Here is a 25,857-nt window from a genome sequence, read left to right as displayed (position 1 = left end):
CAAATGTGCTAGTTCACAGCTTGTTCTTTGAGGCTAGCACTTTGGGTGCAACTTTATATTCTTAGAATCACCCATCAGAATTACCTAAAAACTGGAACAAAAGTATATTATTCATTTCGGCGAGTTATATGCATAAGTTCAGGTCTTAGTTGGGTTATCTATATTGAAATAATAAATCTGCACTAAATGCTTACTTAAGCCTGGAATGTAGAAACTTGATTCCAACATGCGTATTAAAATTGTAAACAGTATAGATATAATTTGTTTAAGCCTTAACATCTATCATTGATGTTACGCTTTTATTGTAGTTATTATACCATATAATACGAATATGAATACTTTTTTCCATCTTTATTCAATTGGTTCTTTTCAAAACAATTGAAAATCATATTATATAAGTTATAACTTCAAATAAAGTACAACAGCAGCAAACTTAACTAAATTATAATTTACTACGAGATAAAGCTATTATTATAGTTTCTGAAAGCTTTGCCTTAATAGGTAGTTCCCAAATAATGAAAAGCACTGCACTAAATATATTATTTTAGTAAAATGCTTACATATTAAAAATAGTTTTATTCAATTATACTGTTGAGCTTTAAAGAATCACGCTTACTTGCTTTTGTCATCATTATAGAACTTCTCATCGTCATTTATCTTTTTATCTAGATAAATTAAATATTCTCAAAACTTCTTCCACAGAATTAGTTCTATTCATTTCATCTATAAAATCATCTTGTTCTATTATTTTCATTAATTCCTTCAAAGCCTTCATGTGACTTTTATTATCTATTACTGACATAGTTATTATTACCTTTACCGGATCATTTTCAAGGTTTCCAAATTTAATTGGATATTTTAATGTCATAATACTAAAGCCAATTTTATATACTCCATCTTCTGGCCTTGCATGAGGCATTGCTATTCCTGGTAAAATAACTATATACGAGCCCAATTTTTCAACATTATTTATCATAGCATCAATATAAGAGTCATTTATGCAACTGTTTCTTTTAAGGATTTGTCCACCTTTTACTATTGCATCTTTCCAGTTTTCTGCTTCTTCATTTAGTTTAATGTATTTATCATTTATTATTTCACTTAATGAAGGCTGAATTATTTCTTTGTATGAACTTAAGCATGTCACTATTTCTTTTTCTAAATTTGAGTAGTTATTTATTATGCAGTTCTTATCAACTATATTTAGTATATTTTTTATGACACTTCTTTTTGATTCCAAATTCATATTATAATATTCATCATCTTCATTAAAACATTCAGAAAAACTTTCTTCACTTTCAGACTCTTTCTTATTTTCAATATCATCAAGTGCTTGTGAATATTTTGAAAAGAATAAGCTTAACTCACTGATATTTTTTTCTGTCAAAAATGGACTTACTAAAATACATCTTATACCTATTATATTAATTGGGATTGTTGTTATAATTAAATCTATAGGTTCTCTTTTTGCTATCTTTTCAATATCGTGGCTTGAAACTGTATCTATTATGTTTATGTCAAATATGGATTTAAGCTTTATTGATACAAATTTTGATGTCCCAGCTCCAGTAGCGCATACCACTAAAACTCTAGGCTTTATCTTGTTTAAATTCTTTATCCTCTCTAAAGATGCCATAAAGTGCAAAGTTATATAGCCAATTTCTTCTTTGCTTATTTCTGCATTTAAATCCTTTTCCAAAAATATCAGACTTTCTTCTACTAAAGTAAAAACTTCCTTATATTTATATATAATTTCATCAAGAAGAGGATTATTTATACTGACTCCATGTTTTAATCTATAAATCATTGGTCTTATATGCTGAATTAATCCTTCTAAAAGATGCTCATCCGCTTCAAAATTATACTTTGTCCTTTTTCCAACTTCACTTATCAATGTAGCGGAAATAAGCTGTATATATACTAGATCATCATTTTTTTCTTCTTTTAACATTACGTTACTTCCAAGAAGATGTATTGTCATATACCCAATTTCACTTTTTGGTATTTTTATATCATATCTATTCTCCAGCATTCTTGCCATTGCAGAAGCTATAGAAAATTCACAAGTTTTACTTAAATTTTTAAGCTCATTATCATCCATCACAATATCTTTAGCAAGTTCAATCCTCTTTATGGCAATTGCAATATGAATTAATAAATTGTTAAATGAATAATCAGATAATGTACTTTCCAATTGATCTTCTGCAGTCTTTATTACATTACCAATAAATTCTATATCCATATCCTTAAATAACTTTTTAAAATTAACACCAATCAAATCTGAGTCAGCTACATTTTCAAGCATAAGATTCGAAACAACTTTTCTAAGATCTTTCTCATCTCCAATAGCTTTTATTCCTTTGGATTTTTCACTTTGAAGCTTTATATTATTACCTTCAAGTAATTTTCTTACTTCTTTAAGGTCATTATTAATAGTTCCCCTGCTGACGAACATATTTTCAGCCAGGCTGTTTATTGTTAGATAGCTATTTTTTTCTAATAACTTATAGATTATATAAATTATTCTTTCCTTTTGAGACATAACATAATCATAGCTGTTTATGGATTCCATTAAGTTTAAAAGTCTCTTATTCTCATCTTGCCTTAAATCTATTGATATTCCCTCATTAGGTTTCCTAACTAATGGTTTTAAATTTATTTCTTTTAAATATTCATCTATTCTATCTAAATCATATCTTATACTTCTAGAACTTATTTTAAACTTAAGAGCAATATCCTTTATAGTTATAGGTACACTGCTGTTTGCTATGAGTTTTAGTATATCTGAACACCTGCTATTTAGCATATTATACACCTGCTTTTAATAAGATCACTCACTTTTTTATGACTATGAAAGAAAATAACTGCCCTAAATATACCATCGACTTGCTATTCCTTTGATAATACCTTAAATATTCATTAACTTAAGCAAATGAGTTGAAAGCTTAATTTACTTTCAACCCACTAATATTATTTATATTGAAGAGAAAGGATATTATGTCATTAAGATAAATTCCTTTAATTTATTAGAAATATCAATCTAGATTATTAATTGCTTTTGATTTAGTTTTTATGAAATTAGGAACAATTAAAACTACTAGTAATATAACAACAATAGCTATAACACCAAATTTACCTATTAATTCTGATGCTTTACCAAGTATAATACCTAAAACTCCAAAATCAAAATCACCAAAAGTTGTGTTTTGGAATCCTAATGAACCAAGTACAGGTAAAAGTAATGCTGGTGCAAAAGTAATCAAAAGCCCGTTTACAAGTGAACCTACCATAGCACCTTTACGACCACCAGTTGCATTACCAAATATTCCAGCAGTTGCTCCACAGAAAAAGTGAGGTACTAGTCCTGGAATTATCAATACTCCTCCTGCAAATCCTAAAAGAATCATGCCAATAACACCACCAATGAAAGAAGATACAAATCCTATAACAACAGCTGTAGGTGCATAAGTAAAGAATACTGCACAGTCAACAGCTGGTACGGCATCAGGGATAATTCTAGTTGCAATACCTTGGAATGCTGGAATAAGATCACCAAGAATCATTCTAACACCACTGTAAACAATTGTTACTCCAACTGCAAATTTTAATCCTGCCATAAGAGCAAATAATATAGGTGAAGTACCATCTGAAATAGTTGCTACAAAAGTTGGACCTGCCGCTATTGCTGCAATTAAATAAAATATCATCATTGTTAATGCAGTAGAAATAGTTGTATCTCTTAAAAATCCCCATTTCTCTGGTATTTCAATTTTTTCAGTACTTTCTTCAGGTTTTCCTACCTTAGATCCTACCCATGCTGAAATATAGTACGCTAAACTACCAAAGTGACCTAGTGCAATATCGTCACCATCAGTTACTTTTCTAGTAAATCTTTGTCCTATCGCAGGAGATATTGAACTCCATGCTCCAAGTAAGAATCCACCGAATAATATTAATTCAGTTCCGCTCATACCTGTTGTCCCAAGAACAGCTGATAAAAGGCAAGCCATGAAAAAACTATGATGACCTGTTAAAAAGACATATTTAAATTTTGTAAATCTTGCTATCAATAAATTAATTAAAAGTCCTACAATTAAAATTGTCATTGTCTCTACGCCTAATACTTTTTGTGCAACAGAAACAATAGCTTCATTATTTGGAACAACTCCATTTATATGAAATCCCTCTTGTATCATTTTTCCAAGAGGATCTAGGTTAGAGGTAATAAAATCTGCTCCAGCGCCAAGCATCAAGTAACCAAGTATAGGTTTTAAAGTTCCCGTCATAATTTTATGACCAGGTTTCTTAAGTGCAATAAGTCCAACGAATGACATAATTCCCATTAATAAAGCCGGCTGTTTCAATACGTCTCTAAAAAACTCAAGAACTGACATATACTTACCCCCTATTTATTTAATTCCATATACTTCTTTTTAATAACTTCCAAAACATCTTCTGTTATCTTCTTTTTATTTATATAACTTCTCACTACTGCAACATCTCTATTATCAAACTGCTGAGCAAGTTCCTTGACAGTAATTATCAAATCTGCCTTCTTCCCTTGTGCAGAATTAAAATCAGTTGATTCAACATTAGCTTTTATATTATTTTCCCTGCAGATTTCCTCAATCTTCATAGCTAACATTAAACTGCTTCCAATTCCATTGCCACAAACCGTTAATATTTCCATTTTTCTATCTCCTTTATAATATTACTAAAAATCCTTTAAGCTAATTTAAAAGCTTTTTGAATTAATATAACTAAGAACATCTTCTTTTGAAGATGAATTTCTTACAATGCTTAAAAATTCATTATCCTCAATAAGTGTCATAAGTTCGGCCAAGGCTTTTAAATGCGAAGTCTTATCTATTGCACATATAAAAATCAATATATCAACAGGATCATATTCTTCATTACCGAATTCTATAGGCTTCTTAAGTTTTATAAGCCCCATACCAATTTTCTTGACTCCATCTTCTGGTCTTGCATGCGGCATAGCTATTCCCTTTTCAATAACAATGTATTGTCCCATATTTTTTACTGTATTTATCATTGCATCAGTATATTTCGCTTCAGTATTTCCATTCTTAACAAATAGACTTCCACAAAATCTTATAGCATCTACCCAATCATTTACTTCAACATTTAATTCAATTGTTTCTTTGTTAAATAACTTTTCAATCATAGCCTTGCCACCTTCCTTAATGCTACAAAATAGAAAATCCTAAACTTGATGCATCCTTATAAAAACTTCGTACAGTTTCCAAAGAATATTCGTATAAATCTTTTCCCATAGTAGGGAGTTTCTTTAATATATCATTAGTTACAGTAATTATTTCACAACCACATTCATCTGCTTCAACAATATTGTATAATTCCCTACAGCTTGCCCATAAAAGTTCTACACCTTTATTGGCTTTACATAGCCTGCTACTAGTCATCATAAGCTTCATTGGATTAGTTCCAGCATCTGCTATTCTTCCTGCAAATACAGACACAATACTCTTAACTTCTGGATTTAATGAAGTTACCGCATCTTTTACCTGATCCAAAGTGAAAATTGCAGTAACATTAAGATGGTATCCTTTTTCCGATAACTTTTTAATTAGCGGAATTGAAGATTCTCCCTTAGTATTCATGATAGGTATCTTTACATAAACGTTTTCACATAGTTCAGATAAAACGTCTGCCTCCCTTTCCATAGTCTCGAAATCATCTGAGAAAACTTCGAAAGATACTGGTAAATCTTTAATTTCTTCTAAAACATTTTTGGCAAATTTCTTATAATCATCAATTCCTGCCTTTTTCATAAGCGAGGGATTTGTAGTAAAGCCTTTAACAATACCTCCCTTATAAACCTCCAACATTTCATTTAAATTTGCCCCATCTGCAAATATTTTAATATTTAAATCCCTAAAATCCATTTATCTCCTCCATCAAATTACTTGTTTTACTTTATAACCCAATTATATATTCCAAGTAACCACCAGTAAAGCTCAATATATTTCATTTCGATTGTGGCAATTTTGTAGTTTTTAATAATCTATTTTTATAAGCTTGTATCATTTGGTAGTGATATAATAATTATTATATGAAGCTATAATCTAATGGATAATATGATTTTTCAAAATTTATATAATGAAGTAAATTAAAAACTATATAGAAAAGAGGAATATATTTGGAAGTAGTAAATGCAACCCACAAAAGTATCGATATTTTTTCAAAGGTTTTAAATGACTCTGCCACATGGCTTAATTCTATTAATCAGCCAATGTGGAAGTATGAAGATATAACAAGTGAGGAATTGCTAAAGAAATATAGTATTGATGATATGAAATTATGCTACGAAAACGGAACCTTAATTGGAGTATATATTTTGCAATGGTATGATCCTCTATTTTGGGCAAACTTACAGAAGAATGAATCTGGAATAATGCACAAGTTAGCTGTTTGTAGAGAAAGTGTGAAAAAGGGATATGGACACAAACTGATACAATCTGCTGAATTAATTTGCAAGGAGCATAATGTAAAATGGTTACGGTTGAATTGTGGTACATTTAGAGATAGGCTGAGAAACTTTTACGAAATCAATGGTTTTAAGATGGTAGACAGAGTATTTATTGATAATAGAGATCAAATTAGATATGAAAAATTTCTAAATCTATAGAAAATAAGAATATGCTTAAATATTCTTATATATAATTAAATGACTTTAAATTTAGATAAACATTATATATTTATCTATGAAAATGTTTCTATTATAATAAACCGAATTTACATGCATTTCTGTATAAGCACTCAGAAAGTTTAACAATAATAGATTTATACTATGAAATATAGCCCAACTAGAAAGCAGAAACATTTTTATGCAGTAGGCTTTTGAAAATAAGCTGTTAAAAGTTCTTAATTGTAGTTTGTTCTACTAATGCTTGTCACAATTAAATTTGGAGCAAGCATTAGTAGAACAAACTGCAATTTAGCACTTTCAGCAAAATTTTCATAGTCCTGCGAAATAACAATGTTTCTGCTTTCGGTGGAGTATGGCATAAATCTAATGTTGTTTATAAACTTAAAGCTTTTTCATCTTATCCTTAATCAAGCTAACATAACTTCCAAGCACCGCAAGAATTTTCACCACTTCATCCAGATCAAAATTCAAAGAGTGTCTTTTCATTTTTAGAGCTTCCTCCAGCTTAAAAAGCATATATGCTCCTTCCTTTAATCCAAATTTATCACAACTTACTGCGAGTCTATTAACTTCTCTTAAAGTACCGTCTAAAGTTACACTTACTCCACTTAATAAAATTCCATCCAAAAGCATTTCTATGTCATCAACCATAATTTTCAAGTCTTGATTATTTTCCATAAAATCACATCCTTTATGTAATTGAATTAAATAAACTACCGTATACATATTGATAGCTATATTACCTATCTTTTCTGTAAGATAAGAAGACAAGGCAAGCTAACTCAATTACTGTCTACATAGTCAAATTCACTAATGTACCATTTTTATAATAAGCTGTTATAGGGAATGCAGTAAGTCCAGTTTCGTTAAGGTATACTTTAGTCAAGAGCATAAACGGATAGTTTTTCATTCTTTCCATTCTCTCCAGCTTTTCTATAAGACTTTTATTATTAATAGAATACTTAACCTTAATGGTTACACATTCTTCTTTTTCATCATATAATGGCATTTTGAATAGCTGCTGTATTTTATCAAAGCTGCTTTCTCCAAACTTCAATGGCTTTATAAGAAATAAATTATAATTTTCTTCTCTTTCATTAAAATATAATCCTGAGTTATTAGAAACTGCTGAAAATAAATCCTTCCAAGAATTAAAGGTCTTGTCCTTAAGATAAATACTTTGAATATCTGTGGTACCTACAATTTCCCCTTTGCTATTTTCACTAGAAGATAACCTAAAATCTCCATTTATTTTTCCATTAATAAGCTTTACTCTAACTTTAGAGAAGCTTTCTATATCAGAAGCAATCCCCCAAGGACAGCTTTCTCTGCTATAGCTGTTTTTATTATTGTAGGATGAATTTCTAGATATAGTGTAAGTAAACCATTTGTTAAAGCCTTCTACTGTAAAACAAAATGTAGTTCCTTCATAGCCTGACTCTGTTATCCACTTGCTAGCTCCTACTGCTGCAAGTTCTATAGGATGAATTTCATAATAAGAACTTTTATGCTCTCCCATTAATTCTCCTAAAGTTTTTTCGTCGCTGTAATTTTCCATAGCCATAGTTAATATATAAATACTTTGTAGCAAATACCTAAAACCTTCTACAGAAAAAGAAGCATTTTTATTAATATATAATCTAAGTTTTCCTTGAAGTGCTTTTATCTTCTTCTCAATACTTGGAATATCGCTATTATGACAAATAATTGATACTTGTTCCAACTTATCTAAAAAGCTTTCAGGCATTCTTGCAAGACCTGTAAAATATATTTCCTCTAGAGTTTTTCTAACTTCTTTTATACAGCTTTCTAAAGTTTCCTTGCTTACAATTTTGTCCTTAGCAATTAAATAAATAACTTCTTCTTTCTTTAACATGCCTTTGTAAAGACCATAGTGAATTACTGCCTCTGCCTTGTGTCTACAAAGTGCTTTACTCTTGCAGCTGCACAAAGCATTATTGACTATACTGCTATCCTTTATGGATATTTCTTTCTCTTTTTCGCCATTCACAGAAATAAACTTTACAGTTTCTTCTCCTGCAAATTCCACCTGAAGAAGGGCATCTTCTTTTATATCTGCTCTTAATCCAAACTCCATTCTCTTAACAATATTTCCAAATTCTCTGTCACCCAAAGCAGTTTTTATACTCTTTAAGTTTATATTTAAAAGTTCTGAATAATCTGGACTAAATTCTTCATGTTGTTTTGATATTTCCATTTCTTCACTAGAACTCTCATTTAAAGAAGAGGACTCTCCAAAGATTTCTTCCATATGATTCTTTATATATAAGTAACTCATTACAGTATGCTTACAAATACTCCTCGAAGGACAGCTACACTTAAACGCTTGTATATCTTCATTTACGCTACATGAATTTCCATCTGGCAGTTCACATTTTATAGATGTTTCTTCCACTGTAATTTTAACACCAGCATCGGAGTTTAAGTCCTTTGACGCTCTATTAAATATACCTTTATTGGTAACTCCAATAAGATATTCATCATTAATAGAAAGAATATAAGATTTTAACTTACTTAGGAAATTATCTTTGCTATCCATTTAGCTAACCCTCCTGGCGTCATCGCTGCAACCTCTGCTCCAAGTGCAGTCATCTTAGCTGCAGCCTTCTTATCATAAAAGCCATTAGCTTTATCATCCAAGGCTGTAAGAATTATAAGCTTAGCTCCAGTTTCAATTATTGCCTTAGCCCTTGCATACATTATGTTGTAATTATACCCATCATAAAGGTCTGTCACCATTACTACCATAGTTCTTAAAGGACTTTCTATCAATTTTTCCGCATAACCTAAAGCCTTTCCTATATTAGTCCCTCCTCCCAGCTGAACACTCATAAGTGTTTGAACTGCATCATCCACATAAGAAGTTAAGTCTACTATTTCCGTGTCAAAAATAAAAAGGCTGGTTTTTAACATAGGGAGCTTTGAAAATATGCCTGCCATTATAGCACTGTGAATAACAGAAGAGAGCATACTGGCACTTTCATCTACAGCAACAACTATGTTCCAAGGATTGTATTTTCTTACTCTTCCATAAAAATAAACTTTGTCTACAATTATTCTCTCTTCTTCTTTATCATAATTTTTTAAATTAGCTCTTATCGTTCTTTTAAAATCAATGTTTCTAGCAGACTTCACAGCACTTCTTTTGTTTCTGTCCACTTTTCCCATAATAGTAAGCTTTACTTCATTTTCTAGACTTTTAGTTATTTCATCGACTACCTTTTTAACTATTTTTCTTGCTGTATCTAAAACATCTCCCTTCATTAAATGTTTCATCTGCAATATATTTTTTAAAAGCTCTGCATTAGGCTCCATGGCCTCTAGCACTTTTTTATCTGTTAAAAGCTCCTTCATGTTATATTTTTCTAGAGCATGCTTTTCTAATATTTCCACTGTTTCTTTAGGAAATAAGCTTCTAACCTTTGTTATCCAAGAAGGCACTGTAAGCTTAGAGCTTCCTCTTCCTCCTCTTGGGTCATCTACTCTTATTCCTCTTTCTTCATCATAATCTCTATCATATAAGAACTCTAGCAGATCACTAAGCTCTGAGTAATTGCTACTATCTTCTGAAAAACCTATTCTATCCTCTGCAAACTTTCCAAGTACTAATCGCCATCTATTTAAACCAATTAAATCTTCATTCATACCTTACCCTTTCTCTTTTAAAGTAAAACTTACACTTAGCAAATATTATTTCACATCATATAACTGTTAACTCAAACCAATTCCCACAATATAAGTTATTTAATCTGCACTTTATCTAGAATCTTACATCTGGTACTTTATGGATGTATATTCCACTTCTTCAAAATCTCCATTGCATATTTATCTAATGATACTGCTAGGTTTATATCCTCTTCTTTTAATGCCTTTTCATATAGAATGCTATCATCATTAGTGCTGTACACTTTTGCTGCCTCTTTAGCAATACTGTCAATTTCAAAAGGATTAAAGAATGTAAAACTGAATCTTAAATCTGGAAGAAGTGCCATGAAGTGTTCCTCTTCTATGTTTCTCATAAAGCTATCTATTCCATTAAGTAAATCCTCTTCGATAAGTAATAAGTCTTTAGCTGTAGAAAATAGTCCTTTTAAAAAGCTTCCTGACTTCATAAGTTTTTCCCCAGTTCCATAAAGATACTGCATTGCCTTATCTGTTACTTCCTTAGAATTAATAGAATTTAATCCGTATAATATACCTAATGCTGCTCCTTCAACTGCGCTGTTTAGATTCTTCTTATTAATAAGCAGTTTTAAGCTGTCGATTAAGGTTTCACTATCAAAATCAGCTTTATTAGAAATATGATAAATATCTTTTAGCTTAGATATAACTTCATTTTCATTGTCATAATCTACAGTGCTTAAACTTGTTATTTGAGACACAGCTTTATTATAAGCAGCAGTAAAGAATTCTTTAAGCTTTTCATTCATAGTAATGTTAAGCAAATCCTCTGAATTACATAAAAAATTTAGATTGTAACAAGAATTTGTAACTGATACAAAATCTTCATCTCCATTTAAGATCTCACCAAATGAAGGAAGAAGTCCCTGAAAACTGCTTTCAACGCCCATAAGTGTAGCTTCTATTAAAAGCAGTGAAGCTTCTCCAGATACATTTTCACAAGAGACAAACCTCTTTGTAAGTATAGAACTCGCTGCCTCCTTTAAGCTCCCGCCATGCACTGAAAGTTCTATAAGTGTACTTTGAAGCTTAGTAGTCCATTTATACTTCCATACTTCTCTTACTAAATTGGTATTTTTCCTTTTAATAAAATCAGGTCCCTTTTCCATGAAGCAAAAGTTAGTATTTAAGAACTTCATTATATGAAAAAACTTACTTTGCTCCCTATGTTTTTTACTCTTATAAATACTTAATGGCACTTCATTTTCTAAAGTAGTGGTTTTTATGTTAAACTTTCTGCACAATTCATTAAAATCTTGTACTATAGGTGGCACTTCTACTAATGCACATAGCTTACCTATTTTATTTCCTGTAAGCAGGTCTCTCAAATATTTTAAAGAAACTTGTGCCTCTGCATCCATTTCACCTTTTACAAAAGAAGATGTTATGCCATCCTTAAGCTCATAAACTCCACATTCATACTTGTTTCTTAAAGATTTAAGTCCCTTTGCCATATTAAAGGCTTCAATTTCATCTGCTGTAGAAAGATTTCCATGATTTTTTCTTATAAGTTTCCCGCAGTGTACAATATAATTAAGAACTGCTTCTTCGTAAGGCTTATCCATCTTTTTCTGAATATTTTCAAAAACTCGTTGATGAAAAGCAGGATGAGGCATTCCACTGGCATAACCATTTAATTGATCACTTTCCTCAAAGGAATAGACCATGGCATATACTCCTGTGTCCTCTTGTGCTATATTATGAAGAGTTATTTCCTCATTAGATTCGAGTCCATCAATAAGAGCAGAAGTATGAAATCCTCCGCTTACTACAAGAACTTTATTGTATTTTTTAATAGCTTCTCTTATTTTCATACTCATAAATTTTTCTCTAGAAAGGCATCCATCTTCTTTAAGCATTTCTTCATTATAGCTTTCCCTAGAAAGATAGCAGGAAAATATCATATTTTCTATAAACTTCTCAGTACTTATCTTAAGTCCATCTATTTCGAATAATTTTTCCCAAAGCTCATTATAATTTCTGCAGCCTTCCTTTTCACAAAGGGTTTTAATAAAAATACTTTCCTTCATTAAATAATCATCATTATAGGCATTTTTCTCCTGAGCTTTTCCCATAATCTCTAGTTTTTTGCTGTTTATAAGTATTTCAGCATATGATAAATCTATGAACTCGCAAGCAATATTTTTCTTTTTTCCTTCTCTTAATGCTAAAAGCTCTGGCGAAAAATCTAAAAAGGGATAATAGCACCTATACTTTTCTTTATTTTCTTCTATAAATGAATTTCTATCAAAATAACTATAGTAAATGCATACAGGAGCTTTAGTTTCCTCATGAGCTATATATTTTATTACTTTATTGGCCTCTACAGGCCCTTCAATTAATATAATTTCAGGATTATAACTCTCTATTACATTTTTCAGATGAAAGCTACAGGCAGGGCTGTGGTGTCTTACTGGGAAAAACATTACTTTGCTTTCTAAATTATAAGCTTTTTTCACATAGTTTTTTATTTTATTATCTATATCCTGATTACCTATATTTTTACCCATGCTAGCTCCACCTTTATTTAATCCACTTTTTAGCTTCATAGAAATCCTTCCAGTTACCACCCATTTTTGTACTTTTACCTTTAACTACAATATTAAAATAACTCCTTAGTTTATCCACATCTTCACGGCTTTCCTTAAGGACAGAACCTAGTATGTTTTGTACCATAGTACTCATATCAATTTTAGAATCTCCATAGTAAAAACTACTCATAAGAGTTTGATAATAAACTGACACTGCCTCAGCTGTACTCATTACTGCAGAAGGCTTGTCAATTCTACTACCTTCAGAAGATATCCCTTCTCTTAACTCATGAAAGGTTGTAGCAAGAATTTCTGCTGCATCTCTATCCACTTCCATATCAATATTTGAATTCCTAATAAGCTTTTCAACTTCCCCTTCTATAATCTTAGCTTCTAAAGAAACATCGCTTATTGGGAATACAGTTTCAAAATTAAATCTTCTCTTTAAGGCGCTACTCATTTCATTAACTCCACGGTCTCTAGTATTAGCAGTAGCTATAACATTGAAACCAGGAGATGCACAAAGCATTCCTTCTTCTCCAAACTCTGGTATATTTAAAACTTTATCACTAAGTACACTGATTAAACTATCTTGCACCTCTGCTGGGCATCTAGTGATTTCCTCAAATCTAGTTATAATTCCCTTTTGCATGCCTATATACAAAGGAGAAGGTACTAGCGCTTCTTTAACTGGTCCTTTAGCTAGAAGCAAAGCATAATTCCAAGTATACTTAATCATATCCTCTGTTGTTCCTGCAGTTCCTTGTATAGTGTTTGTACTATATCCACAAATAGCAGCAGATAAAAGCTCACTTAACATGGTTTTAGCTGTCCCAGGCTCTCCAACCAGCATAAGTCCTCTGTTTCCAGCTAAAGTTATAATACATCTTTCAATAAGAGTATCATCTCCATAAAATTTCTTTGTAACATTAACATTCTTTCTTTTTAACTTTAAAGGCTTACTGCTTCCTAAAATAAAAGTCCTTACAGCCTTAGGAGATAATCTCCAGTTTGCAGGTTTAGGCCCGTTATCGTTAGCTTCTAATGCGGCTAATTCCTCTGCATATAATATTTCAACGGTAGGTTTTAATGCTTTTATTTCACTCATATATACTCTCCTTTATTCTTCCTTTTAGCCCGCGATATCTGCTGACTCAAAACTACCATTTATATTTCCGCTGACTATAATGCAGTGTCCTGCAAACAAGTCTCCATCAAAAAAGAAAATCTCAAACTCACCTTCAGGATAAACACTTATGGTATCCAACTCTATAGATTTAATAAACATTTCTTCTGTAACTTCGTCAATTTCATCCTCTTCATCAATCCAATCATTGGCAAGTTCTAAAAGTTCACTTGCAGCATAAGCTCTAATTCTATCGCTCCAATCTTTTTGATTTTTGAAAAGCTCATGAGCAGTTTTAAGAGAATCTTCCATTCTTTCATCCTCATCTAGATCAAAATATAATAGTCCTTCTTCTCCGGCCCAAATGATATCATTCTGAAAAGTCTTAATACCTTTATCTAATTGAAATTTTCCAAGGATTTCATCTTCATAAAATACTGGTTTAAGTTCTTCTGCTAATATATCCTGAAGCTCCTTATCCTTATAGTTTGCATCCATGAGCTCCACAAGCATGAAGGATTTTTCGCCTTTTCTAAGTTTAAGTTTAATTATAGAATTTCCTTTAATAGTCTTTTGCCATTCCTTTAATCCTTCGCTATCAGTAAGCCACGATAAATTAATCTCCTCTTTTACTGATGGCTCATTGCTGTTTAAATCCTTCCAAGCAATAAGGTTTATAGAAGCCCTCCATAACTCTTCTTTTCCTCCTTTGCCTGCACCAACTCCTAGAGAGGATGTTACAGCAGCTACCTCAAATATCTCATCTTTGAATCTTCTATCAAAGGTTTTTATCTCTTTATTTTTACTCATACTTTCCTCCTATTTCAATGAATTTATCTATAACCTAAATTTCTCTTTAAAATTGTCAGGATGTATTACCTTATATTCATCCTCATCTTCGCCATCACCATGTGAAATAGCCACAATCCCTGATTCATAAATGTCATTATCTAAAAACTTTTCATTTTTTAAAATTTGTAGAACCTCATTTACATCCTCTTCTGGATTTTCTGATGTCATGAAAACTATCATGGAATTTGTATCATCTAAGCTATAATCATATCCATTATCTTGAACTTTTCCTTTTGTCACTTCTTCAATTCTACCCGGAACTAAATATCTTAAATCTAAATCTAGATTTTCAAGTTTTTCTGGATTTAATTTAATAATAATTGTACCCATGTATCTACTCCTTTTCGACTTTATAAAGATAATTTATTATTTCACAAATATATTCATAAAATGTCTTTCCAGTCCTCTCTATGGTTCCTAAATCATCATCCCAGATTTCTCCTACTTTCCAATTGTCATCGACTAAAAAAACTAAAGCTTTATTAGAATGGTCACATCCAAATTGTAATACTCTTTCTTCAAAATTTAAAAATTCCAAAAGACTCTCATCATAGAACTCATCAAGTTCACATAAATCTCCAAAGATAGTACAAAACTCATTTCCCAAACTACCTGCTCCTATCTCTGAAAGATACTCTAAATAATCCTCAGGAATTTGAGGATACTCTTTTCTCATTTCTTCAACCTGCTTTTTAGAATACAAGTCTCTTTCTTCTTTATGCGAAATCAGTTGGTCTATATATTTTAATGCGTCAAGTTCTTTTTCATATCTCACAATATCACCATTCCCTTAAATTTAATTTCTCCAAATACAAAGTTTCTTTTGGTAACTTCTACCTTATAACCATATATCTTAAGCATCTCATCCATATATTCACTAATTCTGCTCATTACAAATTCCCCTTTATTCAATAACAATACCTTGTTTTTTCATTGGTTCTAAGGCTTCTTCCTCCACCATACTAATAAGCTCTACAGATTTTAGATTTTCAATTACTTCAAAGCCTTTTACTGATTTAACATCAAAATAGTAATATTCACCATCCCAGTCAGGTTGTATAACTCCATAAATTTCATTGCCACCATCAAAACATAATTCCTTAATCTTATCTAAATCTTTCTTTTCTATATTTAACTGTGCAAAAAACTCAAGTATTTCTTCAATGGGTCCTGCATCTGTATACCATTGGTAATTTTCAGCATACTCTTCAATTAATGCTTCTAATTCTTTTTCAAAGGATGGATTTTTATCTAACAAAGCATCAATTACTATAAGCTTGAAATTAAAATCTTCAAATATCCCACTTTTATCTGTATATATTTTCACTTTTAACATCTCCTTATTTCTCTTCTCTCCATTTATCATTGTTTCCTGTTTTAGAAACCAAAGCTCTACTCACTTGATAAAGAATTTCACTAAAGAATCTCTCAGGCAGTGTACCTATGGATATAGTATTTTGTTTCTGTGTTTTCTCATTTATATACGCATACTTAGACATGGTTCCTAATTTATAAAAACACAAATCATATACTGTTACTTCTTCACTTTCATAGCCTACAGATACACCGCTGAAATTTAGTCCTACTTCCACTTTATGATTATTGTCTTCTTTATAAAAAGCATAATAACCACCACCATCGCCAATGGCTCCTCTAATCCATCCAAAGTCCGTTAATTTACCAAGTAAGGATAAACCATTTAACATGACTCCACCAAAGCGCTCTACAGTATTTCTATTTCTTTCTTCTTCTGTAACAGTAAAGATTTCTCTATTTAGCTGTTCAAAAGGCTGTTTAATTTCATAGTTTTCAAATTGTTCTTTCCATAAAGCTATGTCTTCACTATTTAATTCAATAGGATGAACAATTCCTATTATCATTCCATCTTCTAATTCATACTCTTCTTCATCCTTAGTATTAAAGCTGCCATCTTCCATATATCTAAAGCTATCAGTTAAAACATCATCTTTATAAATCCCCCAGACAAGACCTATAGCAAACTTATGCATAATAGGATTTTCAACAAAAAGTTTTATCCAAGATTCTTTTGTCCATTTTCTATTACTAGATAAGGCCATTTCTAAACGAATCGCTTGTATATTAGCAACTGTTTTTAACTGCTTCTTTAAATTTTTAAATTCTGCAGAAGCTTCCTTTGCCTTAACTTCATCATCCTTCTTAGCTGGAGTTGGCAGGCTTTTAAGCTTTTTGCCACTTTCATCAGTTACTTCTAAAGTGAGCTCTGGAGTAAGTGATGCAATAAATTTTCTATCTCCATAATCAAAAATTCTTTCTCCTCTTACATCAAAGCCTAAGTTTGGAACTATTCTATCAGAAAGCTCTTCTATGTCTATTCCCATTTGCTCTGCTGCAAATTTAAGAGCTGAAGCTGCTGCATTTTTAACTTGCTTAAATTTAAACTTTCTTGATATATTGTCTACTATTATCAAAGCCTCATTACTTCCATTTAGAGCAAGAGCCTTAACTGCTTCACTAGCTATTGCACCTCTTGAATTCTTAGGCCACTCTTCTATATTCTTTTTAATTAAACTTATCACTTCATAGTCTCCATAAACTGAAGCAAATGGTAGTACCCATTTTTTCTTACTTTCTGCACCTGCATCCAGCCACCTTTGTAGAACTTCTAAGGCAAGTTTAGATAAGTCCCTTTTATCTAAAAGTTCTCCTACCTTTAAAGCTTCACTACTTAATCCAATTTCAATACAGGAAGCATAACATACAAGCATATATTTTATAATTTCACTTTCTGCATAAGCTTCACTATCCTTAAACTTTATCTTTGTCAAAGTATCACAATTCAGCCATCTTAGAGTTGCTGCTTTATTACCTTTTAAACCCTGCTTACAGTATTTTAAAATATCTAATTCTTCATTTTTTTCTTCCAAAGCACTTTCTAGATTTAAAGCTTCCCTTATAAGCGCTTTTATCTTTTCACTTTTTTCTACTTCTAAGGCTTTGTTTAAGGCTTCCATAACTTTTTCATCACCGCTCTTTAAAAGCACCTTTACTGCCGATTCCCTAACTGCCTGTTTTTTTGAACTTAAGCTAGTTATCACCATCTGCTGCTTTATCTTGCTTGGGCTTAAAAGCTTTATTACTGTTTCCTTTACGACTTTAGATGAATCGCCTAAATACTCTATAAGAATTTTTGCACTTTTAGTCTCCTCAAGAGTTTTATTTAAAGTTTCTAAAATTCCCTTTCTACTTTCAGCATCACAATTAGTGATATTTTCTATTACCTCTTCTTCCTTTGTTCCAATTAACTTTTCTATAATTTTAACTGCTTGGCTGCTTAAGCTATTTCTGACGTAATTACCAAATGCACAATGTCCTAAATAACATATATAGTTTTTAATAGATGCTCCACAATTTACAAGTAGTTCAATGTAAGAATTCAAATCATCTTCTGATGCTTTTTTTCCCTCGTATTTAAGATAATCATTATACATATTTCTTAATATGTCTGGATTTCCTATGGCAATAAATATATCCATGGCCCTTGAAAACATCAAAGATTGATCCTTTAGCCAAAATAGAATTTTAGAAAAATTAAATGAAGACATGTACATATCTCGTTTTCTAAATAAGCCTTCCAACGACTTATCTATGTCACTAAAAGAGATATTTCCTTCTAAGTATTGTATAAAATCTTCGTAAACCTCTCTTTCAATACCATTCTTGTCCATAAACGTAGAAAATTCATGTATAAAAGCATCTTCTGCATCATTTAGGAATTCCTTACCTTCTCCTTTTTGCCAAAGAAGGAAGGCCATATAAGCTTTATTCATGCCAAAACACATTTCTGTAGCTTTTTTAAATTCTTCTATGTGTTTATCTGCTTCTTCCTTTAATTCTTTTCCATAGGTATAGTTATAATTTAAATTGTTAGACGCTCCAAGCCATGCGATGTAAGATTCTCTTTTAATTTGAAGCGCATCCACAAGGTTTGATATTACATTATATCTGTTATATTTTAGATAGTTATGTAAATCGTAAAAGAACTCTTTATAATCAAATTCTGCAGCAAATTTAGTAAATCTTCTTGATATTTCAGATTCAACGCATATAGTACAACTAGTTCCTATCAAAAACCTAAAAATATACTTATTAAGGTTTACTACTAATCTGCTATCATTCTTTAAATTTTCCACTATGTCTTGCAGATTGGAAGTTCCTTCCTTTAAATATTCAATTAATGCGTCTTTCTGCATTTCAGATATACTATTATTAAATAAATTTCCTATGGATTCAATCATGTCATTTTCTAACCACTGGAAATATTCTTTATCTTTTTCCTTGTAAGCTAAATAAGTTATTATTATAGCTTTTTCATTTATTTCGCTTATCTTAATAGCTTCTAAAAATGAATCTCTATACTTTTCATAAAGACTATCATAAAACAAAATAAATCCACGATCTAAAGTTTTTTCCTGCTCAGTGATAGACGTGGCATAATAAGCTATAACAAAGACTGGACTTAAACCGTATTTTAAAAACTCTTTATAATAAGAAGTTGGTTTATAATAACTTGTCTTATCTAAGACAAAAAATAAAGAAGACTTGCCCATTTTAAATAGTATTCTTAAATATTTTGATAAATATTCATTAGCTTTATGCTTGACTAAAGAATGATATGCACTAACTACAGCATCTAGTGCATCACTCTTTAACTGTTTCATATCTATACTAGGAAGTTTATTAAAGAAATCCTCTTCTTTGATGTTGCCTTCCACATATTCTTTAAAATCATCAATAACTTCATACGTTAAGCCTAAATCTAAAAGCACATTACTTATTTTTTCCGTTAAATGCTGTTCCAATCCCATTTTACTTAACACTCCTCATCTACCTATACTTCATTAAAATATTATTTATATATGCAAAGCTAATCTTCTTCACAAAAATCGTAAGTATCACTTAACGAATATACTATGCCATTGCTATCTTTCAGCGCTTCTGTATAAAATTCTTTTAGTAAATTAATAAATTCCATATCTCTTTCGCCAATTTCATCAAAGGAAATTCCCTGCGATTTAAGTTCTTCTTCTATACTTTTGCATAAGCCTTCTATATTCAGTTTTTCTAAATCTGAAATTATATTTTGAATATTTTCTATGGATATGTACTTTAAATCAACATTATCATGATTTGTGAAGTTATTTGCTATCATTTGCATTTCTTCTTTATCATTCTTATTTATGCCATAGATTTCAACTACTTTTTCTGCTATTTGTTCTTCTGTAAGATTTTCTATTCCAAGTTCAATCTCTAATGCACTATTTTTATAATTGAAATCGCTTATTCCAAATAGTAAAGAATGAATAACTTTTTCTTTTTTATATTTCTTATCATTCTCGTAATTCTTAATATAATAATCTTCACGAAAAATTTCACTTACAACATAATCACTTGTTTGGTATGCTATCATTTCATCACAGTTAACATTGCCATTTATAATATTTATTAAATTCTTTTGTCCATCAATAGAGTCCATATAATCTTTTTTGACATTAATAATCTTTACACTTTCTATTTCCATTTTTTCTCCCCAATTTAACAGTTATGTGTAACTCCAGCAAAAAAGCATTCCAAAAATTCTTTAAAATTATCCAAAATTGTTTCTCCTAATTCTTCTAGCTCTTCTCTGGTTTCACAACTATAGTATTCTTCATGATCAAGCCATACAAGCTTATAGCTGTTATATACATCAAAGCAAAGAGGACCCCATCCGTTAAAATCTCCAATTGGTATATACCCGAATCCTATTATCTCTTCGCATTCTTTATAAACATTTTCTATAACCTTTAGAGGCTTATTTGATGGTTGAGGCAATATATCAACATAAATCTCCTTGCCATCCTCACAATGGAAATCATCTAAAACTCCATCTAATTCTTCAAACATATGAAAATATGTAGAAATAAATGCTTTATATAAAGATGGTAATTTTACATTGATCTTTTCCTCTAATTTGAAAATATCTTCTTCTGAGACATTTGATTCTACAAGCACCCATTTGTTCTCATCAGTGCAATTCTTCATATCTTCTGGAACAATAGCTTGTCCATTCTCATTAAGCATTTTTTCTATTTCAAATTTTTCGGGATGATTATTACTTAAAATTTCAAAGTATTTTTTTATAACCTCCCTATCTTCTTTAATCATTTTCCACCTCACAAAATATTTCATGTTCCTTCATAAATTCATACCATTCTTTATCAGTTCCAAGTTCTAAGTATTTTTCTCCTAATACATATTTATTCATAAACTCTTCGAACATAACATATTCTTTCATTTCGCACTTTAAGCCAGGTTCATTTACAACACAACTCACAATACCTGTTTTTATATTGAGCAACAGTGGATATGGTTCAACTTCTCCAATACATATCCATTCTTTTTTCCCTGAAACCCCATAAAGCATAAGGTATATTTGACGCTCGTTAAAAGTTTCTTCATCTACCCAAAATATTACATCTACAAATCTTAAATAATCATATTTATTTTTTATTTCGTAATATACACCTAGGCTTGTTTCATAATTATTTATTAAATTATTATTTAAATTTTCTTCTACATGCGCTAAAACAATATATTCACAACCATCACCTAAAATATTTTATATTTTTTCTAGTTTTGCTTTCAATTCTTTCCTCATAATTACCACCTGTATTTTAAGCTATCTTCATATTTAAATAATATCCATCTGCATAGTTGTTATCTATATCTAAAACTTTATTAAAATATAGTACTACCTTTTCATAATCCCTATTATTAAAAAATTTTAGTCCTTTTTCAACTTTAGATTCTGAATTTTTATCCATGCTACACCTTCATAAACATTAGTCAAAATACCATTCTTTAAAGCTGAATAATACTCCATTCCAAAACTGCTTATTATTTTCATTACCGTCAATAACTACTTTACTGTCTATTAAGATAAATTTTTGCATATCTCTTTCAAACATCTCTTGAATTTTTTCTACGCTTTCTTGTTTTCTAAATCTTAAGACTTTATCTTTAATTTCCTTAAAGTAATTCATACTCTCATAAGCTTTAGGAAAAGAAGAGTTAACGAAATATGTTACTATTTCCTCTATAACTTCATGTTCAAGTTCATAAATTTCACCTGTACCTTCTTGCATTGCTATTAAATTTCCACTATCTAAATTTTCAGCAATAACGTGATAGTCTCTAAATTTTTCAAGCTCTCCTAAAAATTCTTCCACATAATCTTCATTTAAGTCTTTTAGCGTTAAATCATTTATTTTTGTCCATTCCACCACATCACATAAGAAACCATTTTCTTCACTGAAAAATTTAATATTTATATATTCAAATTCATCTTCTTCTATCTTTGTTTTTAATAAGAATTCTTTTGCCTCCTGTGGAAGGTTTAAATTCACAATAGTATCTCTCATCTTTTCTTTCCTTTCCTAACTTTTTAATCAAGTATTCCACTCTATAAATTAATAACTTTTCTTGTCTTAAAGGCCTTCTCTGCAATTTCTCTTGCACTTGATTCATGACCATATTCCTCAACATCATACCAATATATTAAATCTGAAATATTATCATGAGGAATGCTTTTTTCTAATAGATCTATGTAATAACATATATAGTCGCCTACTTCTTCCACCTCTTCAATTCCTTCTGGTGACTTAAGTTCAACAATCATCTGTACTATTTTAGTTACTTCCTCAACACTTATGTCACTTACCACTGGCGGATTCGGTAATGATATCTCTTTAGCAAACTCCTCAAGTGACATGGCTCCTATATAATTTTGAAAATCCAAAGGTTCATATTCTTTATGAACCTTTGAATTAAGCTGATCTATTTTATTATTTAAAATTGTCTTTTCATTTTTCTCATAATATTCTTCATAGTATTCGTGAGATAAATCAGAAATTTCTTCAATAAGCTGTATTAGTTCTTTTACTAGATTTTCATCAATTTTAGGTGGCTGTAATTCTCTTCTCAAGATTATCATGTTTCTCCATTTCATTATTATAAAAATTAGTGATTTTCTTGATATACATTTATTTTATATTCTTCTGGTAAATTGTCTCCAATCAATTGAAGTAGCCTTTTATAAGTATGGCTACTTATAACATTTTTTTCTTCTAATCCGAATTCCATATCTTCTAGTACTAATGGTTGTGAAAATTCTAATACTTCAATTTCCTTGTTATTAAATGCTGTTTTCTTATACTTTTTAACCTTAAGATTTTTCAAATTTGTTACATTATTCTTATTAACTTCCTTTAAAACCTCATCCTCAAATGAATAAACCTCAATTCCATTTATACTTATAGCTTCAAAATCATCTATTTTCCATTTAAATAATTCAATTTCATCATATTTTATATTCATGTAATAAATGAAGCCTAAATTATTCTCCATAAATGCCACAAAAGATTCTTCAAAACTTCCATAATAAATACTTCCTACAGACCACAATCCTGTAATTTCCATTAAACACCTCCCCGTTAGACTATACCTCTTCAAACTCATTTTGGCTTACTATTTCATCCAATTCATTTGTTTCAATTAAGCCTTCTGCTAAGAAAAATCCCATATCCTTATCTTCTCTATTTGATGCTATATATCTGTTATCACATATCATTATTTGTCTTTCAGCATATCCATTTACGATTTCCATATACGTATCGTATTCTTTTCCATTCTTAAACCACTCCAATTTGAACTTTATATACATTGAATCATTCCTTACTGTAAAATTTTCACAAGAATATTTTATATTATTAAAATTTTGAGAACAATAAATCAATACATTTTTAGGTGCTACCTTTGCTAAAACTTGTTTTGAATATAAATATATTCATAATCTTCTACCCTAATGTTTTAATAATTTCCTCGATTGATATAGGCATATAATTATTTGCATCAACACCTACATCGTATCTCTTTACTTCATTTTTTAGCATTTCAAGATTATATGTAATATCTGAATGTATATGTCCATGTAAATGAATAGAACCATGCCCTTTTTTGTTCCATTCCAGTATAGGATAATGAAACAGTACAAATTTATAATTTCTATATTCAATTTCATGATAATCTTTAATCCATTGAAATAAGTCTTTATTAAAAGCATTGTCGTCAATAAAATTATCATGATTTCCTTTTATTAAGTATTTAGTACCACATAATAATTGTAAATAATGATTGGCAATTATGCCGCCTTTCATAGTAAAATCCCCTAAAATATAAACTTCATCATTAGGTCTTATGACATTATTCCAATTTTTTATTAATCTTCCATTCATTTCATCTACCGTATGAAATGGTCTGTTGTGTGCTTGATGATTTTTTCATGATTAAAATGTAAATCTGATGTAAAATAAATCATATTTCTCTCCTGATCCGCCAATATACTATTTTAATTTACCACTCTAACATTAATATATTAGGCAATTTCTACATAGTTTCATAATCAATCCAGGTTTCATCTATAAAACCACAATTTGTACACCTTGTGCTTATTGTAATCCAACTAAAAGCATTTACCCAGTCCTCTTCACTAAACTCTGTATCTTCACAATTTTCTAAGAAATCTTCTTTACCTCCAGATGAAATGGCTACTGATACTTCATGGTGCTCGTCATTACATTTTTGGCATCTCCATAATTTTTTAAATTTTTCCATTGGAAAATCTTCATATCCCTTAAATCCAGATTCGTCACCACAAACGAATCCATTCCAACCATGAAGATTATCATCAAATATTAAATGTACTTTCCCACATTCTTTACATTTGCATTCTATTGCTAAATAAAAAACGCCTTCATATTCACATAATGTAATAATTTCGTTCTCATATGCTCCAAGGTAACTTAAAGAAAATTCTTTGTTTCCGCATGTACAAGCAATATCTCCTGCCACAAAAAATTCATCATTCTTGTCTCCTTTAGGAATTAATATATTTTTAAGATGTGTCGGTATTGGTAAAATGCTTTTTTTCATTATTTGTTCACTCCAATCTTCTAATAGGTTTTTATATTTCTCTATTATCTCGTGCAAATTCTTTTTCAATTAATTCATCAATAGACTTGCATAAGAATCTTACGATTTTTTACTTATCCCCATTCATTCTCCAACTTATCCTAATTTTAAAGAACTTTCTCCACTTTCTATGTAAATTTTTAGGTCTATAACAATATTCTCACTTATAGCAAAATTACAGAGTTTAGTTCTAAGCAAATATAACTTTTACAAATACCCAAGTTCATAATAATTATTAATTTGTGGATATTTTAATAGTATATATTTGATTAGCTCATATGCATTTTCATCATACTCTGATTTCTCATGTTCAAGCAGATATCTCCCATCAATTAATTGGAAGACTTCAATTGCTGTAATTTCTTTACAAATAGGCTTTTCTAACAAATATTTAATTGTTTTAAGATCATCATCATAGTTAAATCCTAAAATATAACCATGTATAAGTTCTGAAGTATTCAATTTATCAAGCTTACTAAAACACTCTTCATCATATAATAAATCATCAATTAATTGTTTCTCCTCTTCATAGAGTCTAAGACGAATGGAATTATGTGTAGCTATGAGTAAATCTGCTATATTACAATCATTCCTTGCAAAAAACCACGGTGTATCAATGATTCCAATGTCTGAATTAAGTTCAAATCCATAGTTTATCAAATACTTAATGACATCAACATCTTTAAATTTAATTGCTTTTATCATAGCATTTTGTCCAGATTTATCCTTTAAATAGGGATTGGCTCCTTTATCTATCATATCTTTAAATATATCTAGTGGTAATTTATTAATAATTAAATTATGTAGTATTGTTCTTCCAAACTTATCTGTTTCATTAATATTTTCACTCGTATAATATTTAATAATTTCATCATATTGTTTTTCTTTAATCAATTTTTGAATCATAT

General features: G+C 30.1%; 27 protein-coding genes. 1 reads left to right on the top strand and 26 read right to left on the bottom strand.

Going from position 1 to position 25,857, the window contains the following annotated elements; translation table 11 throughout:
* Nucleotides 1–661 precede the first annotated feature (661 nt).
* The 5 genes from L1S46_RS02145 to L1S46_RS02125 all read right to left on the bottom strand — a co-directional run bounded on the left by L1S46_RS02145 (nucleotide 662) and on the right by L1S46_RS02125 (nucleotide 5,924).
* Nucleotides 662–2,806: a BglG family transcription antiterminator gene (locus tag L1S46_RS02145; protein ID WP_238899063.1), complete on the bottom strand. Its 2,145-nt coding sequence runs from the start codon at nucleotides 2,804–2,806 to the stop codon at nucleotides 662–664.
* Between the two features lie 229 nt (nucleotides 2,807–3,035).
* Nucleotides 3,036–4,394 (bottom strand): PTS ascorbate transporter subunit IIC, encoded by a 1,359-nt coding sequence (locus tag L1S46_RS02140; RefSeq protein WP_077831583.1) that lies wholly within the window; start codon nucleotides 4,392–4,394, stop codon nucleotides 3,036–3,038.
* Between the two features lie 11 nt (nucleotides 4,395–4,405).
* Nucleotides 4,406–4,690 (bottom strand): PTS sugar transporter subunit IIB, encoded by a 285-nt coding sequence (locus L1S46_RS02135; RefSeq protein WP_039768568.1) that lies wholly within the window; start codon nucleotides 4,688–4,690, stop codon nucleotides 4,406–4,408.
* Between the two features lie 45 nt (nucleotides 4,691–4,735).
* Nucleotides 4,736–5,185, bottom strand: coding sequence for a PTS sugar transporter subunit IIA (locus L1S46_RS02130; RefSeq protein WP_077856802.1), 450 nt, complete (start codon nucleotides 5,183–5,185; stop codon nucleotides 4,736–4,738).
* A gap of 22 nt (nucleotides 5,186–5,207) precedes the next feature.
* Entirely contained in the window at nucleotides 5,208–5,924 is a 717-nt protein-coding gene (locus L1S46_RS02125; RefSeq protein ID WP_238899062.1) for a transaldolase, read from the bottom strand.
* A 254-nt stretch (nucleotides 5,925–6,178) separates the two neighbouring features.
* Between L1S46_RS02125 and L1S46_RS02120 the strand changes: the two genes are divergently transcribed.
* Nucleotides 6,179–6,667: a GNAT family N-acetyltransferase gene (locus tag L1S46_RS02120; RefSeq protein ID WP_238899060.1), complete on the top strand. Its 489-nt coding sequence runs from the start codon at nucleotides 6,179–6,181 to the stop codon at nucleotides 6,665–6,667.
* A gap of 402 nt (nucleotides 6,668–7,069) precedes the next feature.
* Here the strand turns inward: L1S46_RS02120 and L1S46_RS02115 are convergent, their stop codons facing one another.
* The 21 genes from L1S46_RS02115 to L1S46_RS02015 all read right to left on the bottom strand — a co-directional run bounded on the left by L1S46_RS02115 (nucleotide 7,070) and on the right by L1S46_RS02015 (nucleotide 25,855).
* Complete coding sequence (locus tag L1S46_RS02115; RefSeq protein WP_238899058.1) at nucleotides 7,070–7,366, bottom strand: hypothetical protein; 297 nt, start codon at nucleotides 7,364–7,366, stop codon at nucleotides 7,070–7,072.
* Nucleotides 7,367–7,481: 115 nt separating this feature from the next.
* Nucleotides 7,482–9,248: a hypothetical protein gene (locus tag L1S46_RS02110; RefSeq protein WP_238899056.1), complete on the bottom strand. Its 1,767-nt coding sequence runs from the start codon at nucleotides 9,246–9,248 to the stop codon at nucleotides 7,482–7,484.
* Entirely contained in the window at nucleotides 9,224–10,354 is a 1,131-nt protein-coding gene (locus L1S46_RS02105; protein WP_238899054.1) for a VWA domain-containing protein, read from the bottom strand. Before L1S46_RS02105 ends, L1S46_RS02110 begins: the two co-directional genes overlap by 25 nt.
* Nucleotides 10,355–10,491: 137 nt before the next feature.
* Entirely contained in the window at nucleotides 10,492–12,939 is a 2,448-nt protein-coding gene (locus tag L1S46_RS02100; RefSeq protein ID WP_238899052.1) for a DUF5682 family protein, read from the bottom strand.
* Complete coding sequence (locus L1S46_RS02095; protein WP_238899051.1) at nucleotides 12,914–14,029, bottom strand: AAA family ATPase; 1,116 nt, start codon at nucleotides 14,027–14,029, stop codon at nucleotides 12,914–12,916. The genes L1S46_RS02100 and L1S46_RS02095 overlap by 26 nt, the downstream gene beginning before the upstream one ends.
* Nucleotides 14,030–14,053: 24 nt before the next feature.
* The gene (locus tag L1S46_RS02090) at nucleotides 14,054–14,857 is read right to left on the bottom strand and encodes a DUF2262 domain-containing protein (protein ID WP_238899049.1); all 804 of its coding nucleotides are present in this window, start codon (nucleotides 14,855–14,857) and stop codon (nucleotides 14,054–14,056) included.
* Between the two features lie 27 nt (nucleotides 14,858–14,884).
* Nucleotides 14,885–15,229 carry a hypothetical protein gene (locus L1S46_RS02085; RefSeq protein ID WP_238899047.1) on the bottom strand — a complete coding sequence of 115 codons (345 nt, stop codon included), beginning with the start codon at nucleotides 15,227–15,229 and terminating at the stop codon, nucleotides 14,885–14,887.
* A gap of 4 nt (nucleotides 15,230–15,233) precedes the next feature.
* Nucleotides 15,234–15,674, bottom strand: coding sequence for a hypothetical protein (locus tag L1S46_RS02080; protein WP_238899045.1), 441 nt, complete (start codon nucleotides 15,672–15,674; stop codon nucleotides 15,234–15,236).
* Nucleotides 15,675–15,803: 129 nt separating this feature from the next.
* Complete coding sequence (locus L1S46_RS02075) at nucleotides 15,804–16,235, bottom strand: hypothetical protein (RefSeq protein ID WP_238899177.1); 432 nt, start codon at nucleotides 16,233–16,235, stop codon at nucleotides 15,804–15,806.
* A 4-nt stretch (nucleotides 16,236–16,239) separates the two neighbouring features.
* A complete protein-coding gene (locus L1S46_RS02070) occupies nucleotides 16,240–19,746 on the bottom strand; it encodes a DUF4132 domain-containing protein (protein WP_238899043.1) in 3,507 nt (1,168 codons plus the stop codon).
* Nucleotides 19,747–19,805: 59 nt separating this feature from the next.
* Nucleotides 19,806–20,459, bottom strand: coding sequence for a hypothetical protein (locus L1S46_RS02065; RefSeq protein WP_238899041.1), 654 nt, complete (start codon nucleotides 20,457–20,459; stop codon nucleotides 19,806–19,808).
* Nucleotides 20,460–20,473: 14 nt separating this feature from the next.
* Complete coding sequence (locus L1S46_RS02060; RefSeq protein WP_238899039.1) at nucleotides 20,474–21,085, bottom strand: SMI1/KNR4 family protein; 612 nt, start codon at nucleotides 21,083–21,085, stop codon at nucleotides 20,474–20,476.
* Nucleotides 21,078–21,344, bottom strand: coding sequence for a hypothetical protein (locus L1S46_RS02055; protein ID WP_238899037.1), 267 nt, complete (start codon nucleotides 21,342–21,344; stop codon nucleotides 21,078–21,080). The genes L1S46_RS02060 and L1S46_RS02055 overlap by 8 nt, the downstream gene beginning before the upstream one ends.
* A 250-nt stretch (nucleotides 21,345–21,594) precedes the next feature.
* A complete protein-coding gene (locus L1S46_RS02050; protein WP_238899036.1) occupies nucleotides 21,595–21,744 on the bottom strand; it encodes a hypothetical protein in 150 nt (49 codons plus the stop codon).
* Nucleotides 21,745–21,762: 18 nt separating this feature from the next.
* On the bottom strand, nucleotides 21,763–22,341 hold the full coding sequence (locus tag L1S46_RS02045; protein ID WP_238899035.1) for a hypothetical protein: 579 nt from the start codon (nucleotides 22,339–22,341) through the stop codon (nucleotides 21,763–21,765).
* Nucleotides 22,342–22,382: 41 nt separating this feature from the next.
* Nucleotides 22,383–22,913, bottom strand: coding sequence for a hypothetical protein (locus L1S46_RS02040; RefSeq protein ID WP_238899176.1), 531 nt, complete (start codon nucleotides 22,911–22,913; stop codon nucleotides 22,383–22,385).
* 26 nt (nucleotides 22,914–22,939) lie between these two features.
* Nucleotides 22,940–23,398, bottom strand: a complete 459-nt coding sequence (locus tag L1S46_RS02035) for a hypothetical protein (RefSeq protein ID WP_238899034.1) — start codon at nucleotides 23,396–23,398, stop codon at nucleotides 22,940–22,942.
* Between the two features lie 19 nt (nucleotides 23,399–23,417).
* Nucleotides 23,418–23,624, bottom strand: coding sequence for a hypothetical protein (locus L1S46_RS02030; protein WP_238899033.1), 207 nt, complete (start codon nucleotides 23,622–23,624; stop codon nucleotides 23,418–23,420).
* A 151-nt stretch (nucleotides 23,625–23,775) separates the two neighbouring features.
* The gene (locus L1S46_RS02025) at nucleotides 23,776–24,213 is read right to left on the bottom strand and encodes a hydrolase (protein ID WP_238899032.1); all 438 of its coding nucleotides are present in this window, start codon (nucleotides 24,211–24,213) and stop codon (nucleotides 23,776–23,778) included.
* A gap of 151 nt (nucleotides 24,214–24,364) precedes the next feature.
* Entirely contained in the window at nucleotides 24,365–24,910 is a 546-nt protein-coding gene (locus tag L1S46_RS02020) for a hypothetical protein (protein WP_017210635.1), read from the bottom strand.
* 246 nt (nucleotides 24,911–25,156) lie between these two features.
* On the bottom strand, nucleotides 25,157–25,855 hold the full coding sequence (locus tag L1S46_RS02015; RefSeq protein WP_238899031.1) for an ankyrin repeat domain-containing protein: 699 nt from the start codon (nucleotides 25,853–25,855) through the stop codon (nucleotides 25,157–25,159).
* Between the last annotated feature and the right edge of the window lie 2 nt (nucleotides 25,856–25,857).

This window comes from Clostridium sp. YIM B02500 (genome assembly GCF_022324665.1).
Classification (GTDB): Bacteria; Bacillota; Clostridia; order Clostridiales; family Clostridiaceae; genus Clostridium; species Clostridium beijerinckii.
Note: the sequence above shows the minus strand (reverse complement) of the source record. Positions and strands in the feature narration are given on the sequence as shown.